16 protein-coding genes and 1 tRNA gene are annotated in these 20,897 nt (G+C 62.0%); 11 read left to right on the top strand and 6 right to left on the bottom strand.

The window, feature by feature from the left end; translation table 11 throughout:
- The first annotated feature begins 35 nt into the window (after nt 1–35).
- Nucleotides 36–356 carry an MGMT family protein gene (locus tag DXD24_RS05640; protein ID WP_089572047.1) on the top strand — a complete coding sequence of 107 codons (321 nt, stop codon included), beginning with the start codon at nt 36–38 and terminating at the stop codon, nt 354–356.
- Between the two features lie 331 nt (nt 357–687).
- Here the strand turns inward: DXD24_RS05640 and trpS are convergent, their stop codons facing one another.
- On the bottom strand, nt 688–1,737 hold the full coding sequence (trpS, locus tag DXD24_RS05635) for a tryptophan--tRNA ligase (RefSeq protein WP_089572045.1): 1,050 nt from the start codon (nt 1,735–1,737) through the stop codon (nt 688–690).
- A 161-nt stretch (nt 1,738–1,898) separates the two neighbouring features.
- Entirely contained in the window at nt 1,899–3,098 is a 1,200-nt protein-coding gene (locus DXD24_RS05630; RefSeq protein WP_117646362.1) for an MraY family glycosyltransferase, read from the bottom strand.
- 524 nt (nt 3,099–3,622) lie between these two features.
- Here DXD24_RS05630 and DXD24_RS05625 point away from each other — a divergent pair.
- The 5 genes from DXD24_RS05625 to proB all read left to right on the top strand — a co-directional run bounded on the left by DXD24_RS05625 (nt 3,623) and on the right by proB (nt 8,111).
- Nucleotides 3,623–4,561, top strand: coding sequence for a radical SAM protein (locus tag DXD24_RS05625; RefSeq protein WP_117646361.1), 939 nt, complete (start codon nt 3,623–3,625; stop codon nt 4,559–4,561).
- Between the two features lie 151 nt (nt 4,562–4,712).
- A tRNA-Ala gene (locus DXD24_RS05620) sits at nt 4,713–4,785 on the top strand.
- A gap of 64 nt (nt 4,786–4,849) precedes the next feature.
- The gene (locus tag DXD24_RS05615) at nt 4,850–5,290 is read left to right on the top strand and encodes a hypothetical protein (RefSeq protein ID WP_117646360.1); all 441 of its coding nucleotides are present in this window, start codon (nt 4,850–4,852) and stop codon (nt 5,288–5,290) included.
- 84 nt (nt 5,291–5,374) lie between these two features.
- Complete coding sequence (locus tag DXD24_RS05610) at nt 5,375–6,880, top strand: nicotinate phosphoribosyltransferase (protein WP_117563964.1); 1,506 nt, start codon at nt 5,375–5,377, stop codon at nt 6,878–6,880.
- 103 nt (nt 6,881–6,983) lie between these two features.
- The gene (gene proB, locus DXD24_RS05605) at nt 6,984–8,111 is read left to right on the top strand and encodes a glutamate 5-kinase (RefSeq protein ID WP_055252326.1); all 1,128 of its coding nucleotides are present in this window, start codon (nt 6,984–6,986) and stop codon (nt 8,109–8,111) included.
- A gap of 198 nt (nt 8,112–8,309) precedes the next feature.
- Here the strand turns inward: proB and DXD24_RS05600 are convergent, their stop codons facing one another.
- Complete coding sequence (locus DXD24_RS05600) at nt 8,310–9,728, bottom strand: alpha/beta fold hydrolase (RefSeq protein WP_055252327.1); 1,419 nt, start codon at nt 9,726–9,728, stop codon at nt 8,310–8,312.
- Nucleotides 9,729–9,840: 112 nt separating this feature from the next.
- Here DXD24_RS05600 and DXD24_RS05595 point away from each other — a divergent pair, with 112 nt between their 5' ends.
- Nucleotides 9,841–11,127 carry a glutamate-5-semialdehyde dehydrogenase gene (locus DXD24_RS05595; RefSeq protein ID WP_117563962.1) on the top strand — a complete coding sequence of 429 codons (1,287 nt, stop codon included), beginning with the start codon at nt 9,841–9,843 and terminating at the stop codon, nt 11,125–11,127.
- A 59-nt stretch (nt 11,128–11,186) separates the two neighbouring features.
- On the opposite strand, the gene DXD24_RS05590 is transcribed toward DXD24_RS05595, so the two are convergent.
- Both DXD24_RS05590 and DXD24_RS05585 read right to left on the bottom strand, forming a co-directional pair.
- On the bottom strand, nt 11,187–11,786 hold the full coding sequence (locus DXD24_RS05590) for an HD domain-containing protein (protein WP_055252329.1): 600 nt from the start codon (nt 11,784–11,786) through the stop codon (nt 11,187–11,189).
- Nucleotides 11,787–11,903: 117 nt separating this feature from the next.
- A complete protein-coding gene (locus tag DXD24_RS05585; protein WP_089572030.1) occupies nt 11,904–12,389 on the bottom strand; it encodes a CarD family transcriptional regulator in 486 nt (161 codons plus the stop codon).
- 342 nt (nt 12,390–12,731) lie between these two features.
- On the opposite strand from DXD24_RS05585, the gene argS reads away from it, so the two are divergent.
- The 4 genes from argS (at nt 12,732) to DXD24_RS05565 (ending at nt 19,858) form a co-directional block, all read left to right on the top strand.
- Nucleotides 12,732–14,585 carry an arginine--tRNA ligase gene (gene argS, locus DXD24_RS05580; protein WP_117646359.1) on the top strand — a complete coding sequence of 618 codons (1,854 nt, stop codon included), beginning with the start codon at nt 12,732–12,734 and terminating at the stop codon, nt 14,583–14,585.
- Nucleotides 14,586–15,245: 660 nt separating this feature from the next.
- Nucleotides 15,246–17,687: a transcription termination factor Rho gene (gene rho / locus DXD24_RS05575; RefSeq protein ID WP_117563960.1), complete on the top strand. Its 2,442-nt coding sequence runs from the start codon at nt 15,246–15,248 to the stop codon at nt 17,685–17,687.
- 313 nt (nt 17,688–18,000) lie between these two features.
- The gene (locus tag DXD24_RS05570; RefSeq protein WP_055252331.1) at nt 18,001–19,401 is read left to right on the top strand and encodes a hypothetical protein; all 1,401 of its coding nucleotides are present in this window, start codon (nt 18,001–18,003) and stop codon (nt 19,399–19,401) included.
- Nucleotides 19,402–19,408: 7 nt separating this feature from the next.
- Nucleotides 19,409–19,858, top strand: a complete 450-nt coding sequence (locus DXD24_RS05565) for a VanZ family protein (protein WP_117646358.1) — start codon at nt 19,409–19,411, stop codon at nt 19,856–19,858.
- A 114-nt stretch (nt 19,859–19,972) separates the two neighbouring features.
- Here DXD24_RS05565 and DXD24_RS05560 read toward each other — a convergent pair whose 3' ends face one another.
- On the bottom strand, nt 19,973–20,863 hold the full coding sequence (locus DXD24_RS05560; RefSeq protein WP_117563958.1) for an ROK family protein: 891 nt from the start codon (nt 20,861–20,863) through the stop codon (nt 19,973–19,975).
- Between the last annotated feature and the right edge of the window lie 34 nt (nt 20,864–20,897).

Genomic DNA, 20,897 nt, shown 5'->3' with positions numbered 1-20,897 from the left:
TGGTTTATGCTATTCCGGGTGGAAGGGAGCGAGCAATGGCGTCTGAGGGCTTTTTTGAGCGGGTGTACGAGGTGGTCGAGCAGATTCCCGAGGGGATGGTCGCCACGTATGGTCAGGTGGCGCTGCTTGCTGGACGTCCACGAAGTGCGCGGTACGTGGGGTATGCCCTGCATGGCAATCCGCGCCCCGGCGAGATTCCCTGTCACCGCGTGGTGTTTGCCGATGGCCGCATATGCGATGGTTTTGCTTTTGGCGGTCCCGATGCTCAACGTGAGCTTTTGCTAGGGGAGGGTGTGGCGTTTAAGGACGACATGCACGTCGACTTGGCCGCCTGTCGCTGGCCTGCAGGGCTCTAGCGGCTCTGCCGTGGCTTAAACCACCACAAAGGTGCCTATCCCCTTTGTGGTGGTTTTGGCAGGTTTACCGAGGTTAACTTATGGAGAAGGTATGGCGGCGCGGTTTGTCGCAGCAAAGTAAACCACGGTGAACTATATTGTTTTCAGCAACGGAGCAGGCAATAGGCGATGAAAAAGCCTGCCCTGTTGAGTTTGATTCGCATTCCTCCCCTCTGTGCGATTCAACGGTGTACTTCGGGAACAGGCCCGCTGGCAACTATCTGCCAGCGGGCCTGTTCCTGTTTCGGTGAGGATTCAGCCTCACCGTCTATGTTGTGCGAAGGCGCTTTGCCTAGTACACCATGCCCATGGCGTCCTGAACCTCGGCCAGGGTCTGCTCGGCAATCTCGTTGGCGCGACGGTTGCCCTCGTGCAGCACGTCCTTCACATAGTCCAGATCGTTCTCATAGCGCTGACGACGCTCGCGGATCGGCGCGAAGTACTCGTTGACGGCCTCGGTCACGTACTTCTTGAGCTGGCCGGAGCCGCCCATGCCAATCTCCTCGGCAATCTCGACCTCGGAACGGCCGGTGCAGATGGCGGCGGTTGAAAGCAGGCCGGACACGCCGGGGCGATTCTCGGGATCGAACGTGATCATGCGCTCGGAGTCGGTCTGGCTCTTCTTGATGCGCTTGGCCGTCTCCTCGGCGGTCATCGAGATGTTAATGGCGTTGCCGTAGCTCTTGCTCATCTTGCGCCCGTCCAGGCCGGGCAGCAGCGGGGTCTCGGACAGCAGCGCGTCGACCTCGGGGAACACCTTGCCGTAACGGTTGTTAAAGCGGCGGGCGATGGTGCGGGTGAGCTCGATGTGCGGCAGCTGGTCGCGACCGACGGGCACCACATTGCCCTTGCAGAACAGGATGTCGCAGGCCTGGTGCACCGGGTAGGTGAGCAGAAGGCCGGTGAGCTCGTGGCCCGAGGCCTCCATCTCGGCCTTGACCGTGGGGTTGCGCGCCAGCTCGGCCTCGGAGACCAGCGACAGGAACGGCAGCATGAGCTGGTTTGCGGCGGGTACGGCGGAGTGCGCGTAGATCATGGTCTTGTCGGGGTCGATGCCGCAGGCAAGGTAGTCCATGACCATGTTGTACACGTTGTCCTGGATGTGCTCGGTCGTATCGCGGTCGGTGATGACTTGGTAGTCGGCGATGAGCACGTTGGTCTTGGCGCCCATGTTCTGCAGCTCAACACGGCCCTTGAGGGTGCCGAAGTAGTGACCCAGGTGCAGACGGCCGGTGGGGCGGTCGCCGGTGAGCATGGTGAACTTCTCGGGCGTTTTGGCCAGGCCCTCGCGAATGGCGTTGCTCTTTTGCAGCGCGACTTCGTAGCTGTTCTCGTTTGGCATGATTGCTCCTAACGTATGTTCATGGGTCAAGATGATAACGCGTTTATTGGAGGGTCGGGGCGTAAGTACGCGAGGGGCGGGAGAGCGGCGGCATGTGCGATGGGCGCGGCGTGGCTGCGCGTTTGGCCGGCGGCGCCTGGGCGCAGCCTCGGCAGCTTACCCTAGCGCCTGTGGTGGCGCTCCTCCCTGCGTTCTTCTGCCGCCTGCTCCTCCTGCTTAAAGGCGGGATCGTCGGGGGTGACGAGCTCGTCCTCGTGCGTGCGCTTGTTGTAATGGTGGCGCAGCACGGGCTCAAACAGGTGCAGGTGCTTGGCAAAGGCCGCCGAGCCAATGGCGAGTACGGTAAAGATGAGCACGCGCATGGGCACCTCGACCTGGTTAATCGCGGCGGCGCCGGCCGAAAGCATGATGCACCAGGCGTAGATGAGGAGCACTGCCTGCTTTTGGTTGTAGCCCTCTTGGATCAGGCGGTGGTGGATGTGGCCCTTGTCGGCCTGCCCGATGCTAATGTGGGCGCGCTTGCGGCGCACGATGGCGCTAAACGTGTCGATGATGGGCACGCCGGCAACGATGAGCGGGATGATAAGCGAGGTGAGCGCGGCGGTGCGGCTCACGTTGAGCAGCGAGATGGAGCCCAGTGCAAAGCCCAGAAGCAACGACCCCGAGTCGCCCAAGAAGATGCTTGCGGGGTTGAAGTTGTAGCGCAAAAAGGCCAGGCAAGCGCCAAAGAGCGCAATGGAGAGCGCGGCGGCGTCGATGCGGCCCGAGAGAACGGCCATCGAAAACATGGTGAACGACGCGATGCCGCAGATGCCCGTGGCCAAGCCGTCGAGGCCGTCGATGAGGTTAATGATGTTGGTGAATGCCACCAGATAGATCACGGTGATGGGGTAGGCGAGCCATCCGAGCATGATCTCGCCGGGGGCAAACGGGTTGACGATGACGCCGATCCGCAGGCCGCCGATACAGGCGATAAGCGCGGCGAGGACCTGTCCGGCTAGCTTTTGCTTGGGCTTGAGCTGGAAGACGTCGTCGATAGCGCCGGTCGCAAAGATGACGGTAAAAGAAAGCGCAAGTATGGGGTAGCTGATGTGCAGACGGGGGTGGGGCACCAAAACGGGCGGCCAACCCAGGTACCAGGTGCCTAGGATTTGCACAATACAGGCAACGACCAGGCCCAAAAACACCGCCGTTCCGCCCAAACGCGGGATGGGCTTGGTGTTGATGCGGCGCTTAGAAGGATAGTCGACGGCGTCGAGCTTAATTGCCAAGCGCTTGACCAGGGGCACCGTGAGGAAGGTCGTGATAAAGGCCGCCGCTGCCACGCATAGATACGGTATGTAGCTCGGGGATGAAGCCATGAATCTAAAAACCGCCAAGCGTCGAAGGAAAAGGTCAAAGGTTGCTAAGCGCAAAGGGCATAGCCGAACCATGATACTCGACCAAGGGGGGTGCATGGAATTGCACGCAGCGATAATCACGCGCTTACCAGATATTGGGATGTTGTCGATGGATTGTCGGGATACCGGCGGGGATCCATATGGGCTGTAATGGTGGTTTTCGGCAAATAAAAACCACCCCCCACGTTACGAAAATGAACCCACCTAAAACAGGTGGGTGCCCTCATCGACTGTTCCAGCGTCCTTAACAACGAAGGATACCTGTACTAGGTACGACTGTGTGGGCTCCCTAAATAAACGCGACGGTTCACCCAGTTGCTCCGCGGGGGGCGGAATACCTACATCATAAAGCGGCACTTTATCGATTCCAGTCTTGACATTACAAAAATCGTGTCGGACGATTACGGCGCCTTGGGCTCGAGCCGTCTGTGCGGTTGGTCCCTTTACGTTTGAGCTGCTGAATCGTTGTTTTGGAGCATGTTTTTATGCCGACGCCGTTGACCGAACTTTTTTCGCCCGCCTGCCATTTGTGTCCGCGCCGTTGCGGTGCGGTGCGCGACGAGGGTGCGCACGGCGTATGCGGTGCCGATGACACGCTCAAGGTGGCCCGCGCGGCGCTTCATATGTGGGAGGAGCCGCCTATCTCGGGCGAGGCCGGTTCGGGCACGATCTTCTTTAGCGGCTGCTCGCTCAAATGTATCTATTGCCAGAACCACGAGATCTCGACGGGCAATTTTGGGCTTGAGATTTCGCCCGAGCGCCTGGTCGAGATTATGCTGGAGCTGCAGGACCAAGGTGCCAATAACATCAATCTGGTGACGGCGACGCATTATGCTCACCTGCTGCCGGCCGCGATTGCCGCAGCTCGGGAGCGCGGACTGGTCATCCCAATTGTCTACAACACGAGTGGTTACGAGCGCGCGAGTGCCGTGGCAGCGCTGGGCGACCTGGTCGACGTGTGGCTTACGGACTTTAAATATGCCGATGCCGGGCTTGCGCAGTCGCTTTCTCATATTAAGGACTACCCGCGCGTGGCCGTGTCGGGTCTGGCCCAGATGGCGCGCGAGATTGAGCGCCGCGGGGGAGAGCTGGTAGACAAGGACGGGCTCATGAGGCGCGGCATAATCGTGCGTCATCTGGTGCTGCCGGGGCATGCGGACGATTCGTGCCGCGTGTTGGACCTGGTGTGGCAGACGGTGGGCGACGTGCCGATCTCGGTCATGAACCAGTACACGCCCAATGCCCTCATGTGCGAACAAGGCGGCGACCTGGCGCGCGCCGTGACGCGCGAGGAGTACGAGCAGGTACTCGACCATGCCGACGACCTGGGCTTTACGACGATGTTTTGGCAAGAAGGCGGAGCGGTAGACGAGAGCTTCACCCCGGCGTTCGACACCACCGGCGTCCTCACCAGCGCAAAGTAGTGCGCTCGCCGATGATTTTTCTGGGACGGGGATTAAAAAATCATCGAGAGGATCGCCTGCTCGAAAAGTTGTCAAAATAGCCGCGTCCCAAAAAGACTGGGTATTGGGCGTTGACAGTTGGCGAGCCGTAGGTAAAATATCAACTTGTCTTGGGGACGTAGCTCAGTTGGGAGAGCGCTGCCGTCGCATGGCAGAGGCCGAGGGTTCGACTCCCTTCGTCTCCACCCTTGGATTTGATAAGCCGCTGACATTGTGTCGGCGGCTTTTTTTAAAAGAAAGGGCTGTACCATGGCCAAGCTTGAGTCCCAACCACTGTCTGCCGAGGAACGCGCCGAGTTGGAAGAGCTCCGCGCCGAGAAAGCTCGTCGCGAGGCCCAGGAAGAGGCACGCCGCGAGCGTGAGGAGCTGGCCGCCCTGCGTGCCGAGCGTGCGAAGGCCGAGGAGGCCGCCGCGAACGTCGCCCCCGCGCCCAAGCCCGCCGCCGCGAAGCCCGCGCCCACCGCACCTAAACCTCAGCCTAAAAAGGTCGCTCGTTCCAAGTCCGTCGAGCCCAAGCCGAGCCGTGACGAGATGACCTTTGCCAAGCGCATGGTTACCTCCAAGGAGCCTACGGGCGAGAACGAGATCCCTGGCATGGCGCCGGCTCAAAAAATCATCATTGTCCTTGCCCTCATCGCGTTTGTCATCTTTATGGGCTACACGATCCTGACCAGCATGGGCCTGCTCTAGCCCATTCGCGCTGGGTGCCATGCCCGAACACTCTGCCCTTTTCCAACCCTCAACCTCTGCACAACGCATCCGAAAGGTCGCCCCATGGCTTTGACCGACATCTCGCATCCCACCGACATTGCAATGCTCACCGATCTGTACGAGCTCACTATGGCCCAGGGCCTGTGGGAGAGCGGCAAGGCCAATGAGCAGGGTTGTTTTACCGCGTTTTACCGCGACCATCCCTTTGGCAGCGCCTATGCCGTCATGTGCGGCACCGCCGAGCTGCCCGAGCTGGTCGAGAACCTGCGCTTTACGCCCGAGGATATCGACTACCTCGCCTCACTCCAGGCCCCGGCCGGCGGTGCGATGTTCAAGCCTGCATTCCTCGACTACCTGCGCGATTTTCATGCACATGTAAACATCGACGCCGTCCCCGAGGGCGAGCTCGTCTTTCCGCGCGAACCCATGGTTCGCGTCACCGGTCCCGCGCTGGAGTGCCAGCTGCTCGAAACGGCGCTGCTCAACATCGTCGGCTTCCAGACGCTTGTCGCCACCAAGACGGCGCGCGTGGTGCTGGCGGCGGACGGCCGTCCCGTTGCCGAGTTTGGCCTGCGCCGCGCCCAGGGTCCCGATGGCGGGCTGGCCGTCGCGCGCGCGAGCTACGTTGCCGGCTGCTCCTCTACGTCCAATGTGCTCGCCGGCCGCCGCTACGGTATTCCCGTCTTTGGCACGCATGCGCACAGCTGGGTCATGAGCTTCGACTCCGAGCTCGAGGCCTTCCGCGCCTTTGCCAAGTCGAGCCCCAAGAATTGCACGCTGCTCATCGACACCTACGACGTACGCGAGGGTTGCGAGCATGCCATTACGGTTGCCAAGGAGATGGAAGCGGTGGGCGAGCGCCTGTCGGCCATTCGCATCGACTCCGGCGACCTCGCCAAGCTCTCCAAGTATGTGCGCGGCCGTTTTGATGCCGAGGGCCTGCCCTATGTGGGGATCTCGGTTTCTAACGATTTGGATGAGTACACGATTCAGTCGCTGCTCGACCAGGGCGCGCCTATCGATAGCTTTGGCGTGGGCACCAAGCTCGCGACCTGCTACGACCAGCCGGCGCTGGGCGGCGTGTACAAGCTCGCCGCCCGCCGTGCGAGTGAGACGGACCCGTGGACGCCGGTGGTCAAGCTCTCCGAGCAGCCCTACAAGCGCACGATCCCGGGTGTGCAACGCGTGCGCCGTTATTACGACGGCTTTGGCGGCCCAGTCTGCGACATGATCTACGACGAGGACCATCTGGCGGGGGAGGGCGCCGCGCGCGGCAATACCCTCGTGGCCGTGAATGATGCCGCTCTGGTGACCGACGTGTCCGAACTTGAGTATCGCGAGCTGCTGGTGCCGATCGTGCGCGATGGCAGTGCGGTGGCTCCGCGTGAGAGCATCCAGGACGCGCGCGAGCGTTGCGCCTGGGCACTTGACCATCTGGACGCAGCTTTCAAGCGCTTCCTGTACCCGCAGACCTATGTGGTGGGCATGGAGCAGGGCCTGGCTCAGGTGCGCGACGAGCTCGTGCGCAAGAACATGGCTGCGGCTTCGGCCTTCCCCTGGGCAAAATGATCCGAAGGGGACGGAGGAAAACGGATCATTTTCGTCCGTTCCGCACCAGGCGCCCCGACTGCCCCAGCTCGCCCGAACGCTCGACATTCGATTGGTTTGACGTATGACGACTTCTTATAAAACGATGGTGGTAAAGATCGGTTCGTCCACGGTGGTGGGCGCCGACGGCAAGGTCAACCGCGCCTTTATCGGCGGGCTTGCCGACCAGGCCGCAGCGCTGCGCGAGCTTGGCTGGCGCCTGGTCGTGGTGAGCTCGGGTGCCATTGCCTGCGGCTATCCCGTGCTGGGCTTCGACCGCAAGCCGGTCGGTGACCTGCCGAGCCTGCAGGCCTGCGCCTCGGCCGGTCAGTGCATCATCTCGTCGGCCTACGACGAGGAGTTCCATGCGCGCGACCTGCTCACCTCGCTCGTGCTGCTCACGCGTCACGACACGGCGCGCCGCACGTCCTACCTGCACGCGCGCGACGCCCTGCTGCGCCTGGTGGAGCTGGGCGTGGTGCCGGTCGTCAACGAGAACGACACCGTTACCGTCGATGAGATCAAGTTCGGCGACAACGACACGCTGGCGGCGCTTGTGAGCTGCCTGGTTTCTGCCGATCTGTGCGTGACGCTCTCGGACATCGATGGCCTCTACACCGCCAATCCGCATGAGGATCCGACGGCCGAGTTTATCCCGGTCGTGCATAAGATCGATGCCAAGATTATCGCCTCGGCGGGCGATTCTTCCACATCGGTGGGTACGGGCGGCATGATCACCAAGATTCGCGCGAGCCGCATTCTCATGACGGCGGGCATTCAAAGCGTGATTTGCTCGGGCGAGGAGCCCGATGCGCTCGTGCGTCTGGCCCGCGGCGAGAGCGTGGGTACGCTGTTCGATCCGCCGGCGGAGCGCCTGGACATTGCGCCGCGCAAGTTGTGGATCGCACTGGGTGACAAGGCGCATGGCTCGGTGACGGTCGATGATGGCGCCGCGAAGGCGCTGGTCAGCCGCGGATCGTCGCTGCTCGCGGTGGGTATTCGCGAGGTCGATGGCCAGTTTGCCGAGGGCGATGTGCTCGACGTGTGCGACCCGAGCGGCATGGTTGTCGCCCGTGGTATCGCCGAGGCCGATTCGGACGTGCTGGAGCTTGCAGCCGGCCGCCGCCAGGACCAGATTGCCAGCAACCGCCTGCTCGCAGACCTGGCCGAGAAGCCCGCGATCCATAGGGACAACTTGATAGTGTTCGCCTAACCAATTGACGCTGCAAACGCCCCTAAGCGGCAATCTGACGTTCAATCGTCGGGCATGACCAAAAGGTCAATGCCCTCCTCTTTCACGTCACCTTGCTCGCTTAGGGGCGTTTTCGCTTTCTGTCCTCTACCAGCGGCATTGTCGTTGCCGGCACTTGGGGACGTTCCTATTGTGCCGGCAGACGGGGACACTCCTTTGCTAGAAGATCTGGCGCAGGTCTCCGCGGTTGAGGGCTTCGTCGAAGAGGTGCTTGAACACCACGCTGCCGTGCAAGCCGTCGTGCTCGAACTCGTTGGTCACCCAGGCATGCGAGTTGCCCACGCGGCTGAGCGTATCGAGCTGCATGCCCGAGTCCACGTACATGTCATCGAAGTACACCGCGGCCTGCAGGGGCACCTCGTTGCACGCCAGGCGCTGCGGGTCGTAGATCTTGTCCCAGCTTGTGTCTTCCATAAGCAGATCCATCGCCGGCTTGAAGGGCTTAAGTTCGGGCATCTGCTCAAACATCCACGGGAACATGGCCTCGCCGGTAAACATGAGCGGTCGCGTGAGCGTGTCGAACTCGGCACGATGGGCCTTCTCTTCTGCCGCGGCCCAGCGAATGGGCATGGTGTCGCCGTCGGCGTAGATGAACTCCTGAAGCGTCCAGTACAGCGGATTCGTGCGCGTGTTGGTGCGCTCGAAGGCGCGCATCAAAAAGCTGTCGGATACCGAGGCGCCGCAGGCCAGCGTGCCGTCGCCGTCAACAAAAGCATGATCGATAATCCAATGCATGCGCTCAAAGCTCGGCTTCATGCCAAAGTCGCTGCCCATGAGCTGCAGGCGTTCGACCGTCATCGGCGAGCCGTCGGGTAGCACGGGCTTTTGCTCCTCGAGGGCATCTGCCAGGGCCGCCACGCGCTCGACGTCGGCGGGGTAGCGGTTGTAATACTGCTGCGTCTTGGCAGCCATGCGCGGGAAGGTGTGCGCGTAGACCTCGCTTGCGCTCGCCGGTACGTGGGGGATGCCGCCGCAGGTAAAGCTTGCCGCCACGCCCTCGGGGAAGAGCGACAGGTAGCTCAGCGTCAAAAAGCCGCCGTAGCTCTGCCCGAGCGTGACCCAGGGCCTGCCGCCAAAGCCCACCAGGCGCAGGTACTCAAAATCGCGCACGATGGAGCTGGCGAGGTGGCGCTTGAGGAAGTCCGCCTGCGAGCGGTCCGCATCGGCGCCGGCTGCCTCGGCACGCTCGCCCAGTGCGGCAATCGTGCGTCCGTCTACACAGCTGCTGCGTCCGGTGCCGCGCTGGTCGGGCAGGACGACGCGGAAGTGCTTGACGGCCTCCTCGATCCAGCCGTCGCTTGTGGGTGACAGCGGACGCGGGCTCTCGCCGCCGGGGCCGCCCTGCAAAAACAGGAGCAGTGGCAGATCGTCGTTGATGCGGTCGGGCGCGCAAACCACACGGTAGAAGAGCTTGATGCTCTCGGGCGCACCTGCGATGGGCGCCGGCATGGCGCCGCGGCGCATGGTGCTGCCGACGGCCAGGAGCATCGGCTCCAGGCCGCGCCAGTCGAGGGGGACGTCGATGCTGTGGTCCTCGACATACAGGCCGGGGACGTGGTACGAAGTGATGAGGGCCATGTGAGTCTTCCGTTCGTTGCGGTGTTTCGGGTTGACCAATTCTACCGCCGCGGGCGAGGCCATGCGCAAATCGGCTACCATGGTTGCAAACTTCTAGGAGAAAGGGCCGCCCATGTCGGTCGATATAGCCACGTATGTCCACGATCTTGCCGTTGCCGCTAAGGCAGCGTCGGCCTCGCTTGCCACGGCGAGCGACGAGCAGCGCCAGGAGGCCGTGCGCGCCATGGCCGCAGCACTGCGCAACGGTGTCGACTCCATCGTTGCCGCCAACGAGCTCGATATGTCCGCCGCGCGCGATGCGGGGACCTCGGCGGGGCTCCTCGACCGTCTGCTGCTGACGCCCGAGCGCGTTGAGGGTATGGCCGCCGGCCTGGAGAAGCTCGCCGAGCTGCCCGATCCTGTCGGCCGCGTGCTCGACCACCGCGTGCTCGCAAGCGGCGTGGACCTCACCCGCGTGAGCGTGCCGTTGGGCCTGGTCGCCATGGTGTACGAGGCGCGCCCCAACGTGACGGCCGACGCCGCGGGCATCTGCATCCGCACCGGCAACGCCTGCATTCTGCGCGGCGGCTCGCTGGCCTATCACTCGTGTGCCATGATTTCTGAGCTGCTGGCCGATGCGCTCGAGACCAAGGGCTTCCCGCGCGAGGCTATCTCGATGATCGAGTCCACCGACCGCGAGGCCACTGGCGAGCTCATGAAGCTCCGCGGTATTGTCGACGTACTCATTCCGCGCGGCGGTGCAGGCCTGATCCAGCGCTGCGTGCGCGAGTCGCTTGTGCCGGTGATCGAGACGGGCACGGGCAACTGTCATATCTACGTGCATGAGTCCGCCGACTTTGATAAGGCGCTCAACATTATCGTTAATGCCAAGACCCAGCGTGTAGGCGTGTGCAATGCCGCCGAGTCGCTGCTGGTCGACCATGCTGTGGCCAATGTGTTTTTGCCTGCGGTCGTTGCCGTGCTGCACGACCACGGCGTGCTCATTCACGGCGACGAGGCCACGTGCGCCGCATGCGCCGACGCCGGGCTTGCCGAGGGCGATGACTACGTTGCCGCGACTGAGGAGGACTGGGGTCGCGAGTATCTGGCGCTCGAGATGAGCGTGAAGGTCGTGGCGAACGAGGACGAGGCCATCGCGCACATCAACCGCTACGGCACGATGCACTCCGAGGCCATCGTTGCAGAGGACACGGATGCTTGCGAGCGCTTCCTGGACGAGGTCGATGCCTCGGCCGTGTATGCCAACGCCAGCACGCGCTTTACCGACGGCGGCGAGTTTGGCCTGGGCGCCGAGATTGGCATCTCGACCCAAAAGCTCCACGCCCGCGGCCCCTTTGCCGCCGAGGCCCTCACCACCTACAAATACAAGCTCCGAGGCACCGGCCAGGTCCGCCCCTAACGCCCGCGCAAACAAAAACCACCACAAAGGTGCCTGTCCCCTTTGTGATGGTTTTGGAATTAAGCCTGAAAGGTGTCGCGGTCGGGGGCGAAGGACTGCATGGCCGCGATGGTACGGTCGAAGAGCTCGGGGAGCTCCCAGCCCAGCATCTCGGCACCCTGCGTAATCACGTCGCGCGAGCAGCCGGCGGCAAAGCGCTTGTCCTTGAACTTTTTCTTGAGCGACTTGGTCGTAAAGTCCATGACGCTCTTACTCGGACGCATGATGACGGCAGCACCGATCAAGCCGGTGAGCTCGTCGCAGGCAAACAGGATCTTTTCCATCTGCAGCTCGGGCTTGGGCAGCGAGGTGTTGAAGTCCGACGTGTGCGTCTGAATGGCGCGAATGAGATCGGGAGAGGCGCCCTCGCCTTCAAGGATCTCGGCCGCATAGATGGTGTGGTTCATGGGGTCGTCCTCATGCTCCTCCCAATCTAGGTCGTGCAGCAGACCGACGATGCCCCAAAACTCCTCGTTCTCGGGGTCGAACTCGCGCGCAAAGTAGCGCATGGTGCCCTCGACCGTTTCGCCGTGGGTGATGTGGAACGGGTCCTTATTGTGCTCGTTGAGCAATTCGAACGCACGGTCGCGGGTGATTCCGGCGGAAAGTGGCTCTGCCATAAAAGACTCCTTGTGCTCGCAGGTATCGCTAAGAATGAATACTACTAGAACGACTAGAACGAAAAAACCACCACAAAGGTGCCTGTCCCCTTTGTGGTGGTTTTTGGCGCGGATGGGTTAGTTGAGGGCGGCTTGGGCTAGGCGGGCTTCGGCGGCCTCCTCGGTGACGCCCAATGCCACGGCGAACTCCTCGATGGAGCGGCGCTTGGCTTCCTTGAGTACACGCATATAGTAAGAGCTGGGCTTTTTATCGGCTTCCTCGGCCTGGCGAATGCGGTGCATCATGGTCTTTGCCACGCGGACCGTCTCGGGCGCGCCCAGCTTGAGCTGCTGCTTAAAGTGTGTCTCTTCAAGCGAGCTGTTGCGCTCGGTAAAGGTGTCGCACTCCAGCTCGTCATAGTGGCTCAGCAGATGCTCGGCATCTTGCTGAGAGATGGCGGCATGCAGACGGTCGGCCTGCGCCACGGGGTACATAAGGATCGTCTGCGCATGCCCCTGCTTGGCCTCGAGCAACAACATGGGCTGCGGCGTGTCGTCCCTAAAACCGACGACGGTGCAGACTCCCTGACCCGGATGAATGACGTGTTGACCGATTGAGAACATGCTACCTCCAACTTATACGAATTTACGTATGTCTAGAATAACACGCTGACGTGCGCAAATCCTCGCTTTATGCAGGAAAAGCACACAACTCTGATAGGTAAGAGTATTCGATAAAAGACACAGCTCATTCACACCTTTATGCATTTTCAACGCGTGCATAATCTGCAGGCAGACCGGCATCTTTGAGTGACTCCATACAAGCTGTAGTCAATTTTGTGCATATGCAATTTCGATTGGCTTTACCCTGCGACAGTGCCCCTCGCTTGTGATAGAGTGCTACAAACTCTGGCTTTTGCCCTACGAGTGACCAAGAGCTCGGGGGCTTTAACACAAGGAGGATCTATGCCCGAGAAGATTGAAGAGCTGGTACGCGCTGCGCTTGCTGCGGCCCAGGAGGCCGGCGACCTTTCCGCATTTGAACTTGACGATTGCGCTATCGAGCGACCGGCTGACACTTCTCATGGCGAGTGGACCTCTACCATGGCCCTGAAGTCCGCCAAGCTGGCCCACTGCGCCCCGCGCAAGATCGCCGAGGCCATCGTTGCCCATATGCCCGAGGATCCCGCGATCGAGAAGGTTGAGATCGCAGGCCCCGGTTTCATCAACTTCTACCTCTCCGTTGCCGTTAAGAATGCCATCTTTGGCGAGGCTCGCGAGAAGGGCATGGACTTCGCTAAGTCCAACGTCGGTGGTGGCCTGAAGACCCAGGTCGAGTTCGTTTCCGCCAACCCCGTCGGCCCCATGCACATCGGCCACGGCCGCTGGGCCGCGCTGGGCGATTCGCTCTGCCGCGTTATGGACCACGCCGGCTATGAGATCCAGCGTGAGTTCTACATCAATGACCACGGCTCTCAGATGAACACCTTCGGCAACTCCATCAGCACGCGCTATATGCAGCTTGCCGACATCATCGCCAAGCAGGGCGTTGATATCGACGAGGCTCACAAGCTGCTGATCGCCGACCGTGACGCCTTTGTTGCCGACGAGAACGACGAGCACCCCGAGACCCATCCGTATCAGGACAACTTTGCCGAGACCTTGGGCAAGGACTCTTACGGCGGCGACTACATCATCGACGAGGCCGCCGAGTTCTGGCGCACCGACGGCGATAAGTGGGTCAACGCCGATCCTCAGGAGCGCATGGAGAGCTTCCGCGAGCGCGGCTATGTAAAGATGGTCGATAACATGCGCGACCTCTGCTACGCCGTCAACTGCGACTTCGATCGTTGGTACTCCGAGCGCTCGCTGTATGTGAAGGACACCGAGGGCGAGACCGCCGGCACCTCCGCCGTCGACCGCGCTTTTGAGAAGCTCGACAAGATGGGCTACCTCTACACCAAGGACGGCGCCCTGTGGTTCCGCTCCACCGATCTGGGCGACGACAAGGACCGCGTCCTGATCAAGTCCGACGGCGAGTACACCTACTTCGCCTCCGACGTCGCCTATCACTGGGATAAGTTCCAGCGCGTCGATCACGTCATCGACATCTGGGGCGCCGACCACCACGGTTACATCGAGCGCGTACGCTGCGTCTGCGACGCTCTGGGTTACCCCGGCAAGTTTGAGGTTCTGCTGGGCCAGCTCGTCAACCTGCTGCGTAACGGCAAGCCCGTCCGTATGTCCAAGCGCAAGGGCACCATGGTGACCCTGCAGGAGCTCGTCGACGAGGTCGGCTCCGATGCCGCTCGCTACACGCTCATCTCCAAGAGCTCCAACCAGATGGTCGACTTCGACATCGAGGCCGTTAAGAAGCGCGACAACTCCAACCCGGTCTATTACGTGCAGTATGCTCACGCCCGCGTGTGCTCCATCCTGCGCCGTGCCGCCGACGTTACCGCCGAGCAGGCCGACGAGATGGGCATGAAGGCCGTTGCCGCCAAGGCCATCGGTGAGAACGTCGATTACTCGCTGCTGACCGACCCGACCGAGCTCGCCCTTTCGCGCAAGCTCAACGAGCTCACCGACCTGATCGCCAGCTGTGCTCGCGATCGCGCTCCGTTCCGTCTGACCCACTTTGCCGAGGAGCTCGCCGGCGACTTCCACAGCTTCTACGCTGCCTGCCAGGTTCTGCCGAGCGAGGGCCGTCCCGTCGACCCCGAGCTTTCGCGCGCCCGTCTGGCAGCTTGCGACGCTGTCCGCGTGACGCTCGCCCTGGTGCTTACCCTCGTTGGCGTTTCCGCGCCCGAGCAGATGTAATCTGCGGGTCATTTGACCGTGTAGGTTTGGTTTAACTGAGCCCTATAAGCCCGATCTCCTACGGAGGTCGGGCTTTTTTCGCAAACGCCGACGTATTGATGAATTTGGAACTGCTGGAAATACGAAACTATGCCAGTTTACTACGATGAATTGAGGAATTCTAACCACGCCGGCGTTTTGCTAAAAAGTGCAAGGCATCTACCTGCGGTTTTAGTTCAACAAGTTTCGGAGTGGTCGCGGTTGAGCGATTCATCGTAGTAAACCGCCATAGTTTTGGCGGAGGCAGTCAGATTTGTGGGTGGCAAACAAAGAGTGTCCCTTTTGACTAGTCGTTTAAGAACGTCCCCAATGACTAAGTTGCAGGTGGCGGCGGTTGTGTTACACTAACGCTGCGTAGTTGACGCAATCATCTCGATACAGATCAATGATGTCCGTCGTTTTGAACGGAACTAGACTGTTTAGCCGCCCTGAAGGTTTATGCAGGGAGCATGTGATCACAGGGCTTGAAAAGAAAGTTGAGCAAACACTGTGTCTGATCAACAGCAAGAAAACGAAATAACGACGACGCAGGCCGCTCCCGCTGCACCGGTTGCGTCGGACCAGGTCGCGGCGCCCGCTCAAGCCTCGGCTCCTGAGACGCCTAAGGCTGCTTCGACGCCTATGCCTGTAGCGGCTGAGAAGGCCGTGCCTGCAACTGGTGAGGAGGCTGCTCCGGCAAAGCCCAAGCGCACGCGCCGCACGGCCAAGCCTGCCGCTGACGGCGAGGAGGTCACCAAGCCAAAGCGCCGTACCACGCGCACGACGCGCGCCAAGCTCACCGTTGCAGCTGACTCCTCGGCGCCGATTTCCGATGAGGTCGCGCAGGCACGTGCGTTGGCGCAGATTAGCGAGGCTCAGGTGGTGCGCGCCCGCCGTCGTGCTGCCGAGCGCGAGGCCGCGGCTCTGACCGAGCTTGCAGCTCCGTCTGTACTCGAGACCCCTGCCGCCACCGAGGTTCCTGCCGCCGACCAGCCGACCGAGAAGCTGGCACCGCGCACACGCCGTCGCACGGCTGCTAAGGCCGAGCAGGTTGCGGAACAGGTAGTCCCCGAGCCCACTGAGACTTCGGTCCGTTCCGCGGCAGGGGAGGGTGCATCGTCTGTTGAGCCCGCTGCGCCTGTCGAGGCCAGCGAAGTTCCCGTTGTCGATCCGGCTTTGCGCCCTCACCGTCGCGGTCGCAAGCCTAAGGCCTTTGTCGAGGCCGAGAAGGCCGCAGCCGCAGCCGCCGCCGCTCGGGATGCTGCGGCGACCGCCAAGTCCTCAACTGCTGCCGATGAACCCGTCCAGGATGCTACGACTTCCGAGGCCGTTTCTGCCGATGCCGAGCCCGCCGACGTCCGTCCCGGTCGCAGGCGTCGCACTGCTGCTAAGCGCACGTCCAAGGCTAAGGCTGCCAAGAAGGGCGCGTCCGAGGATTCCACCGAGACGACCGCCGATGTATCGACTGATGCCGCCGAGCCCCAGGACGTCGAACAGCCTGCATCCGAGAAGCCCAAGCGCGGTCGCAAGAAGTCCGTTAAGGCCAAGGCCGCCGAGCAGCATGCTGATGTCGAAGCGCAGGTTGATTCTGGCGCCGAGGCCAATGACGCCGCTGCGGCCAATGTTGACACCACCGCAACCGATGGTGCCGCCCCCGCCGAGAGCGAAGACGGCGCCCGCCCCAACCGTCGCCAGCACAAGCGCAACGAGGAGCGCAACGAGCGCAAGGACGAGCGCAACAACGACCGTCGCAACCGCCAGCGCGATCGCAAGCAACGCAACAAGGAGCGTAATGCCGCTCCCACCGAGCCTACGCTTTCGCGCGAGGAGCTCGCTGCCATGAAGGTTGCCGAACTTCGCGAGAAGGCCAAGGAGTTCGAGATCGAGACGACCGGCAAGAAGAAGGCCGAGCTCGTCGAGGAAATCTACGTCACCGCTGCGAAGGCCGAGGGCTTCCGCGACATCAAGGGCATTCTGCAGATTCGCCCGGACAGCTCCGGCATCATCCACGCCCATGGCTACATGAAGTCCAACGACGACGCCTTCGTGCCCGCCTACCTCATCCGCTCCGCGCGCCTGCGCACGGGCGACGTCATCGAGGGCTCGCTGCGTCCTTCGCGCGGCGGCGACAAGCGCGCCGGCCTCGCCAAAATCACGACCGTCAACGGTCTGGACCCCGAGCAGATTCGCAACCGTCCCAAGTTCGGCGACCTCACCCCGGTCTATCCCAACGAGCCGCTGCGCATGGAGCACGGCAAGGACTCTATTACCGGTCGCGCCATCGACATCGTGTCACCGATCGGCAAGGGCCAGCGCGGCCTGATCGTGTCCCCGCCCAAGGCCGGCAAGACCACGATCCTCAAGAAGATCTGCCAGTCTATCTCGATTAACAACCCCGAGGTGCACCTCATCTGCCTGCTCGTCGACGAGCGCCCCGAAGAGGTCACCGATATGCAGCGTTCCATCAAGGGTGAGGTTGTGGCGTCGACCTTCGATATGCCTGCCGACAACCACACCCGCGTGGCAGAGCTCGTCATCGAGCGCGCCAAGCGCATCGTAGAGCTGGGTGGCGACGTCGTGGTGGTGCTCGACTCCATCACGCGCCTCGCCCGCGCCTACAACTTGGCGGCGCCTGCCTCGGGCCGCATCCTTTCGGGCGGCGTCGATTCGGCGGCACTGTATCCGCCCAAGCGCTTCCTGGGTGCAGCCCGCAATATCGAGAACGGCGGCTCGCTCACCATCCTGGCCTCTGCCCTCATCGACACCGGTTCCAAGATGGACGAGGTCATTTTCGAGGAGTTCAAGGGCACCGGCAACATGGAGCTTAAGCTCGACCGCGACCTGGCCGACCGCCGCATCTTCCCGGCTATCGACCCCGTTGCCTCCGGTACGCGTAACGAGGACCTGTTGGTCGACGAGCAGATGCGTCCGTTTGTCTTTGGTCTGCGTCGCATTCTTGCCGGCATGAACAATACCGAGCGTGCGGCGGCGTCGTTTATCAAGGGTCTGAAGGGCACCAACACCAACCAGGAGTTCCTGGTGCGTTCGGCCAAAAAACACAGCGACTACGAGCAGACGTTCTAGGTTGTCATCCACGCGCTGCGATAGTCATCAATGCGATAAAGGGTCGGGGCTTTGAGCCTCGGCCCCTTTCCATTGCGCCGCTCCGCGCTTATTTTTGACCGTAAGACCGACGAGCAGCAGGTTTCCCGTTTCAATCCGACATCGTCGCTTGCAATCGGCAGGGCGGTTTCGCATAATAGCTTTTAAGCTTCGCGACGGAAAACGCAGATGAAACGAACCATATACCGTTGCTTTGGGGCATAGCCCCGCTTCATCTTCTCTCGCGCAGCCAACTGAATGATGCGATTTGGGTGCTGGAAGATGGGGAGAGCTCATGGCTTCTTCTGATGCAACACAACGAGCAGTCCTTGCCGGACTTTCCTGCGGGATCGGCCTTGCCGCCCCCGTGGTGATGTATGCCGCGACGCTGCCGTTCTCGTCGGTCAACGAGACGGTTGTCGCGGGCGCTGTTCCCTTTGCCGTCGGTGCGGTGGCGGGCGTGGGCATCTATGCCGCCTCGCTGGGTATCTCCGAGTACCGTGCGCAGCGTGAAGAGCGTCTGTTCCAGCCCGATGCCATGGGCGGTGCCGCCAATCTCAATCAGCATCAAAGCGAGTTCAAGACCGCCTCGATTCCAGCTCAGCAGCAGGATGCGACTCCATATGCTGCCGCTTCTGCTTCTCAGGCTCAGTCGGAGCAGTCTACCTCGGCATTCCTTTCCGGCCTGACTGGTGCGTTCCAGCGCCGTCATGCCGATGATGGTGTCCCTACCATCGCTCGAGCCGCAGATGCCATGGACGAGGCCGAGGCTTGGTCCATGATCGACAGTATGCTCGACGACGATTCGCCGGTGAGCTGCGACCCTGCGCGCTCGCGCGACGTCTATCAAGTCGCCATCGACGAGCTCACCAACGGCGGGCAGACCGGCTCCTTCAATCGCGACGACATCGCCGCCGCGGCACGCGCCGTGTCTGGCTCCCAGGCCGCCCCTGCGGGCAGCACGGCGGCTTTTGTGGCACTCGTTGCCAACGCGGCAGCCAATAACGCCTGCAGCGCCACCTCGGCGGACGTGAACGCTTCTGCCGATAATTCGTACGTTGATGAAGCCATGACCGCGGACGAGGAGGCCGTTGCCGCCCGCCGTGCCGCCGAAAGCTCGCTTTGGGGCGCTCCTGCCCAGCAGCAGGCGGCTGAGGCTGCGCCGTACAACGCAAACCTCGCCAGCATGCCTATCATTTTCGGTGCCGCGGACATCGATCTCGATGACCTCGATGAGCCTGCAGCCATCACCGCATCGATTGATGCCCAAGATCGCATCGACACCGGTGACCTTCCGGATGCCTCGCTCGAGGTTGATGTCCCCATGGCCGATTACTCGGGCCACGAGGACATGTGGGCCGCTGCCACCGCGATTCTGGACGAGATCGACGAGCCTGCTCCTGTTGCAGCTCCCGCTCCCGTCGCTGCCCCTCAGCCTGCTGCACCCGCCTATGTCGGCCGTCACAGCGCTGTGTTCCCCGAGGATACCGCCCGTATCTCGCGCGAGGGCATCGAGCGAGCCGAGGCTATTGCCGCCGGCATTATGGAAAATCGTCGTCACGAGCGCGTCAATCAGATCCTCGAGGAAGAGATCGAGCGCCTGCAGTCCTCTACCGCCAAGCGTACGGGCCGTGCCTATCTGAGCGTTATCGAGGGCGGTACCGCCAGCTTCGCGCCGCTCCGCGCGGAGGCATAACTTCTGCATGGTTAAGATCAATCGAAAATGGGCGGTCGTGACCTGCCTGATGGCGCTCTTGATCTGGGGCAATTCGCTGGTTCCCGGCTCGGGGTCGGGCTCGCTGAGCCTAACGGCCATGGAAGCTATCCGCGATTTCCTGCGCGGCGTGGGACTTCCATATGAATGGGTGACCAACTTTGTTGTTCGCAAATGCGCGCATTTTACCGAGTATATGGTGCTCGGCATCTTGGCAACGCACGCCTTTGATTTTGAGGGCCGGCGCACCTTTGACGTGCTGCTGCCCACGGCGGTGTTCCTGCTGCTGATTCCTTCGATCGACGAGACGATTCAGCTCTTTGTGCCGGGACGCGCCGGCATGATCACCGATGTGATGATCGACTGCTGTGGTGCGGCAACGGGCGTTGTGCTCCGATATCTCTTACGGCCGCTGATGCGCGCCAAAAAAGCCGCCTAGGACGTATTGTTTGGTCCTAGGCGGCCTTTTTTATTTGAGGGCTTATATGAGGTGTGGTGGCGTCGTTCCGTAGGTCGGATTTGCCGGGCGCGCCACGCCCTGTGGGTGCGTCTGCTACTGAAGCGCCTGAGCGCCCAGGGCCAAGCAGCCCATAATGCCCTGTTTGCCCTCGAGGCTGTTGTTGACGATGTAGTTATCGATGTCGGCCATCTCGGGCGTGACGATGTAGCCGTTGAGCATCTCGGCGCACTTCTTGCGCGCGAGCGGCACGATGGGGGTGTGGTCGGCCACGCCGCCACCGATGACGATCTTTTGCGGTGCGTAGCACAGGATGTAGGTCATGAGCGCCTGCGCCAGATAGCCGGCGAGCAGGTCCATGGCCTCCGGGTCATCGGCCATCTCTCCGGCGCTCTTGCCACCCCAGCGCTTTTTGACGCCGGGACCGGCGATGAGGCCCTCGAGGCAGTTGTCGTGGAAGGGGCAGCCGCTGTGCTCGCCGATGGTGTCGCGCGGGTCGCGCGTGACCAGGATGTGACCGGCCTCGGGATGCATCATGCCGTGCACGAGCTTACCGCCCGAGAGCACGCCGGCGCCCACGCCGGTACCGATGGTCAGATACACCACGTCAGTGAGGCCCTGGGCGCAACCAAAGGTGGCCTCGCCCAGGCAGGCGACGTTGACGTCGGTGTCGTAGCCGCAGGGAATATTGAGCTCGTTTTGGATGGTGCCCAGCAGGTCAAAGTAGCGCCATGCCGTTTTGGGCGTCTCCAGGATCTTGCCGTATTGGGACGAGGCAGGGTTGACTGCGGTGGGGCCAAAGGCGCCGATGCCCAGCGCGGCGATGTCCTTGTCGGCAAACCATGCGTTGACGGCCTCAACGGTCTCCTGCGGGGTCGTGGTCGCAATCTGCTCGCGTTCCAGGACCGTGCCGTCTGCATAGCCCGTGGCGCAGACCATCTTGGTGCCGCCGGCCTCGAGCGCTCCGATAAGCTGCTGCTCTGCCATAGTATTCCTCTCTGGACGAGTTGCTCCGTGACTA

This window comes from Collinsella sp. TF12-2AT (assembly GCF_003436735.1).
In the GTDB taxonomy this organism is placed as follows: Bacteria; Actinomycetota; Coriobacteriia; order Coriobacteriales; family Coriobacteriaceae; genus Collinsella.
Note: the sequence above shows the minus strand (reverse complement) of the source record. Positions and strands in the feature narration are given on the sequence as shown.